4 protein-coding genes are annotated in these 4,545 nt (G+C 75.6%); 2 read left to right on the top strand and 2 right to left on the bottom strand.

What is annotated here, in order from left to right; genetic code table 11:
• Window positions 1-97: 97 nt before the first annotated feature.
• Together A2U95_RS21590 and A2U95_RS21595 are read right to left on the bottom strand one after the other, a co-directional pair.
• Window positions 98-589, bottom strand: coding sequence for an indole-3-glycerol phosphate synthase (locus A2U95_RS21590; RefSeq protein ID WP_206283006.1), 492 nt, complete (start codon window positions 587-589; stop codon window positions 98-100).
• 295 nt (window positions 590-884) lie between these two features.
• Window positions 885-1,691 (bottom strand): pyrimidine reductase family protein, encoded by an 807-nt coding sequence (locus tag A2U95_RS21595; RefSeq protein WP_166025831.1) that lies wholly within the window; start codon window positions 1,689-1,691, stop codon window positions 885-887.
• A gap of 37 nt (window positions 1,692-1,728) precedes the next feature.
• On the opposite strand from A2U95_RS21595, the gene zapE reads away from it, so the two are divergent.
• Window positions 1,729-2,835, top strand: a complete 1,107-nt coding sequence (zapE, locus tag A2U95_RS21600; protein ID WP_166025833.1) for a cell division protein ZapE — start codon at window positions 1,729-1,731, stop codon at window positions 2,833-2,835.
• Between the two features lie 67 nt (window positions 2,836-2,902).
• Window positions 2,903-4,468 (top strand): FAD-dependent oxidoreductase, encoded by a 1,566-nt coding sequence (locus A2U95_RS21605; RefSeq protein ID WP_166025835.1) that lies wholly within the window; start codon window positions 2,903-2,905, stop codon window positions 4,466-4,468.
• The last annotated feature ends 77 nt before the right edge of the window (window positions 4,469-4,545 follow it).

Genomic DNA, 4,545 nt, shown 5'->3' on the forward strand with positions numbered 1-4,545 from the left:
CGGGGCGGGAGCCGGTGCCGCGCCGGACGGACCCTCGGCGGCGCGTCCCGGCGGCCCGCCGCCCGCGCCGCCGGGACGTGCCGGCGGGCCGGCCGGGTCAGGCCGGGGCCTGGCCCTGGGTCCTGCTGTGCGAGAAGAGCTTGAGGACCGGCACGCCCACCTTGTGACGGGCCCGGGAGGCCCAGTCGCGGTGGAAGAACTCCTCGACGTAGTGCGGGTCGGTCAGCACGATCACCTCGTCCGCGCCGACCTCCTCCACGACGGACCTCAGCTCGTCCAGCGGGTGGTCCTCGACCAGCCGCCCCTCCGCCTCGCTCCCCGCGGCGCGCAGCGCCACCAGGGAGATGTCGAGGGCCTGGCGGCCCTGTTCCGCGGCGTCCTTGCCCTCCGGCTGGGCGGCCTCCCGGGCCGCCTCGTCCAGCGCGCCGATGGCGATGTCGTCGATGGCGCGCAGCAGCCGGTCGGCCTGGTCGCCGCGGGGTTGCAGGAGGACGTGGAAGGCGACCGGCTCGTCGCCGTGCAGCGTGGTGACGAACTCCACGTCGGCCGAGGTCAGAGCCTTTTCGATCATCAGTACGCTCGTGAACACGTCAGGCGCCCCATCTCTCCACTCACGGACCTGAGGGGCCCGCTGTCGTCCGTGGCCGGGCAGCGGCGCCGCGTGCCGCTGCTGAAACCATCCTGCCCCTTCGCCCCGGCGCCGACCTACGGTTTCCGTCCACCCGGACCGGAGCGGGAGGCTGTCCATGTTCCACCGATCCCGCAGCTCAATCCCCGCCGGACGGGCGCTTCCCGCCCGGTGGAGGCAGTGGAAGCAGGGGTCCGCGGCACGGTGCGGCGGCGCCCGGACCGGCTCGACAGGAGCCCGCGAGCGCCCTCGGCCGTCAGGGCCGGTGGTAGCGGCCGAAGAGGAAGCCGTCCTCCTCCAGCAGCGAGCCGAGCAAAAACCGGTGCGGCACCACGACGGAGGGGCCGCCCGCGATGCGCTGGGCGTCGCCGGCGGTGAGGGTCGGGGAGACGGTGAGGCACAGCTCGTCCAGCACGCCCGCGGCGATCATCTGGCCCAGCAGGCGCGGGCCGCCCTCGGTGAGCAGCCGGGTGTGGCCGAGCTGCGCGAGCGCGTGGACCGCGCGGGCCGGGTCCACGCCCATGCCGTCGCCCGCCACGATCACCCGGGCCCCCGCCTTCTCCGCGGCGGCGGTCCGGTGCGGGTCGGCGGAGGCGCCGGTGAGGATCAGGGTGGGCACCAGGGGCGAGGTGAACAGCGGCAGGGAGAAGTCCAGCTCCAGGCCGGCCGAGACGACGGCGACGGCGGGCGCGGGCCCCTGCCCGGCCGCCTCGCGGCGGGCGGCGAACTCCTTGCGGGCCCGGGCGGGCCGGTACCCCTCCTGCCGGACCGTTTCCGCGCCGACCACGACGACGTCGGCCAGGGCCCGCAGGGTGCCGAAGATCCGCATGTCGGCGGCGCTGGAGATGGGGTGCGAGCGGCCGTCGTGCTGGGCGGCGCCGTCGAGGGTGGAGACCATGTTGGCGCGCAGCCAGGGCCCGCGGCTGCCGGGGCCGCCCTGCGGGTCGGTGGGGTGGCAGGGGTACGCGTAGGCGTCGGCCAGTTCGTCGAGGGTCCACTCGCGGCCGGGGTCCGCGGCCGCGGCGGTGGCTGTCTCTTGGGTCACAGGGAACAGGCGTCGCATGACACGCAGTGTGACATGCCGCTTAACATGGGGAAGCGTGTCTCCTTCCCCCTCCGCCGCCGGTCGCGGACCCATAGCCGAAACGGCCCCGCAGTCCCTGTGCGCCCGTGAGCCCCACGTCCCCGCCGACCGCCTGGTGGCGGAGATGGTGCCGCCGCCGCGTTTCGGCTCGGCCCGTTTCGGGACGTACATCCCGGACCCGAACCAGCCGAGCCAGAGCGAGGCGGTCCGCGTCCTCGAGGGGTTCGCCGCCTCCCTCGACGGAGCCCCGGCGGACGGCGGCGGCGGCGTGGTGCGCCGGCTGTTCGGCCTCGGCCGGGCGAAGCCGGCCGCCCCGGCCGGGCCCCGTGGCGTCTACCTGGACGGCGGGTACGGCGTGGGCAAGACCCATCTGCTGGCCTCGCTGTGGCACGCCACCCCGGCGGACCCGTCGCTGAAGGCGTTCGGCACCTTCGTCGAGCTGACCAACCTGGTCGGCGCGCTGGGCTTCCAGCAGACCGTGAAGACCCTCTCCGGGCACCGGCTGCTGTGCATCGACGAGTTCGAACTGGACGACCCGGGCGACACCGTGCTGGTGTCCACGCTGCTGGGGAAGCTGGTGGACGCCGGGGTCGCGCTGGCCGCCACCTCGAACACGCTGCCGGGCAAGCTGGGCGAGGGCCGGTTCGCGGCGGCGGACTTCCTCCGGGAGATCCAGGGCCTGTCCGCGCACTTCCGCACGCTGCGCATCGACGGCGAGGACTACCGCCACCGGGGCCTGCCGGAGGCGCCGCCGCCGTTCTCCGACGAGCAGGTGCGGCGCGTCGCGCACGCCGTGCCGGGGGCCGCCCTGGACGGCTTCCCCGCGCTGCTCGACCACCTCTCCCGGGTCCACCCCAGCCGGTACGGGGCCCTGACCGACGACCTCGCCGCCGTCTGCCTCACCGGGGTGACGGCCGTGCCGGACCAGTCCACGGCGCTGCGGCTGGTGGTCCTCGCCGACCGGCTGTACGACCGCGAGGTGCCGGTGGTGGCCTCCGGAGCGCCGTTCGACGAGCTGTTCAGCGCGGAGATGCTGGCCGGGGGGTACCGGAAGAAGTACTTCCGGGCCATCTCGCGGCTGACGGCGCTGGCCCGGGACGCCAAGCCGCTGGTCGAGGCCTGACGGTCCGCCCGGACAGGCTTGATCGGGAGCGGCACTGATCGGGCGGGCGCGGGGTACCCGGCGCGGCATGAGCACTCGTTACCCTCCGATCGGACCGTCGTACTGGATGCGGACGGCCCCCGGCGACGAGCCGTATCCCTCCCTGGCCTCCGACGTGGACGTGGACGTCGCGGTCATCGGCGCGGGCATGGCCGGTCTCAGCACGGCCCACGAGCTGATGCGCGCCGGCCGGACCGTGGCCGTGCTGGAGGCGGGCCGGCTGGCCGGCGGCGTCACCGGGTACACCACCGCCAAACTGACCGCCCTGCACGGCATGGTCTACTCGCGCCTGCGCAGGACCCGCGGCGCCGAGGGGGCCCGCCTGTACGCGCGGTCGCAGACCGAGGCGATCGAGCACGCCGCGGCCCTGGTCGAGGAACTCGGCGTCGACTGCGACTGGGAGCCCCGCAGCGCGTACTCCTACGTCACCGACCCCGCCCGGGCCGACCAGGTCAGGGCGGAGGCCGAGGCGGCCCGGGAGGCGGGGTTGCCCGCGGTGTTCACGCAGGTCACCGGCCTTCCCTTCCCCGTGGCCGGTGCGGTCCGGCTGGACGGGCAGGCCCAGTTCCACCCGCGGTCCTACCTGCTGGCGATCGCCGCCGACCTGGCCGCGCAGGGGGCGCTGATCCTGGAGAACACCCGGGTCACCGGTCTCACGGAGGGTGACCCGCACACCCTGGAGGCGGAGACCGGCCACGTGGTGCGGGCCCGCGACGTCGTGGTCGCGACCCACTACCCCGTCTTCGACCGGGCCCTGCTGTTCTCCCGGCTCAAGCCGCGCCGCGAGTTCGTGGTGGCCGGGCGGATGCCGGACTCCCTGGACCCGGACGGCATGTACATCACCTCCGAGGAGAACACCCGGTCGGTGCGGACCGCGCCGCTGGACGCCCCCGGGAAGCGGCTGCTGATCGTCACCGGCGAGCACGTCCTGCCCGGCACCGGCGACCCGGAGGAACGTTTCCGGCGGCTCGCGGACTGGGCGGTGGCCAACTTCCCGGGCACCGAGCCGGCGTACGGCTGGGCCACGCAGGACACCGACGCCACGGACACCGTGCCGCTGGTCGGGCCGCTCCACCCGGGTGCGCGGGGGCTGTGGGTGGCGACCGGGTTCCGCGGCTGGGGCATGAGCGGCGGCATCATGGCCGGCCGGCTGCTCGCCACGCTGATCGACGGGAAGAGCAGCCCCTGGGCCGAGCTGTACGACCCGCGCCGGGTGCTGCCGGTGCTGCGGGAGGCGCCGCGGTTCCTGCAGACCCAGGCGGAGGTGGCCAAGCACTTCGTCGGCGACCGGCTGGCGGCGGCCTGCCGGACGATGCCGGTGGACGGCATCGAGCCGGGGGACGGCGCGGTGGTGCGGGTGGGCGGGGAGACGCTCGCCGTCCACCGGGACGAGGAGGGCGCGCTGCACGCGGTCTCGGCCCGCTGCACGCACCTCGGCTGCCTGGTCGGCTTCAACGCCGCCGAGCGGGCGTGGGAGTGCCCCTGCCACGGCTCCCGCTTCGCCCCCGACGGCTCCGTCCTCCAGGGCCCGGCGACCCGGCCCCTGGCCCGCCGCGAACTGCGCCGCCGCGGCGACGGGCCGCCGGCGTCCTGACCTCTTCGCGCGGCCCCGCCGCCCTCCGCGGGCGGGGCCGCGCCACCTCCGCGGGCGCACCGCCGTGCGTGCCGCCC

The organism is Streptomyces chilikensis, assembly GCF_001642695.1.
GTDB classification, from domain to species: Bacteria; Actinomycetota; Actinomycetes; order Streptomycetales; family Streptomycetaceae; genus Streptomyces; species Streptomyces chilikensis.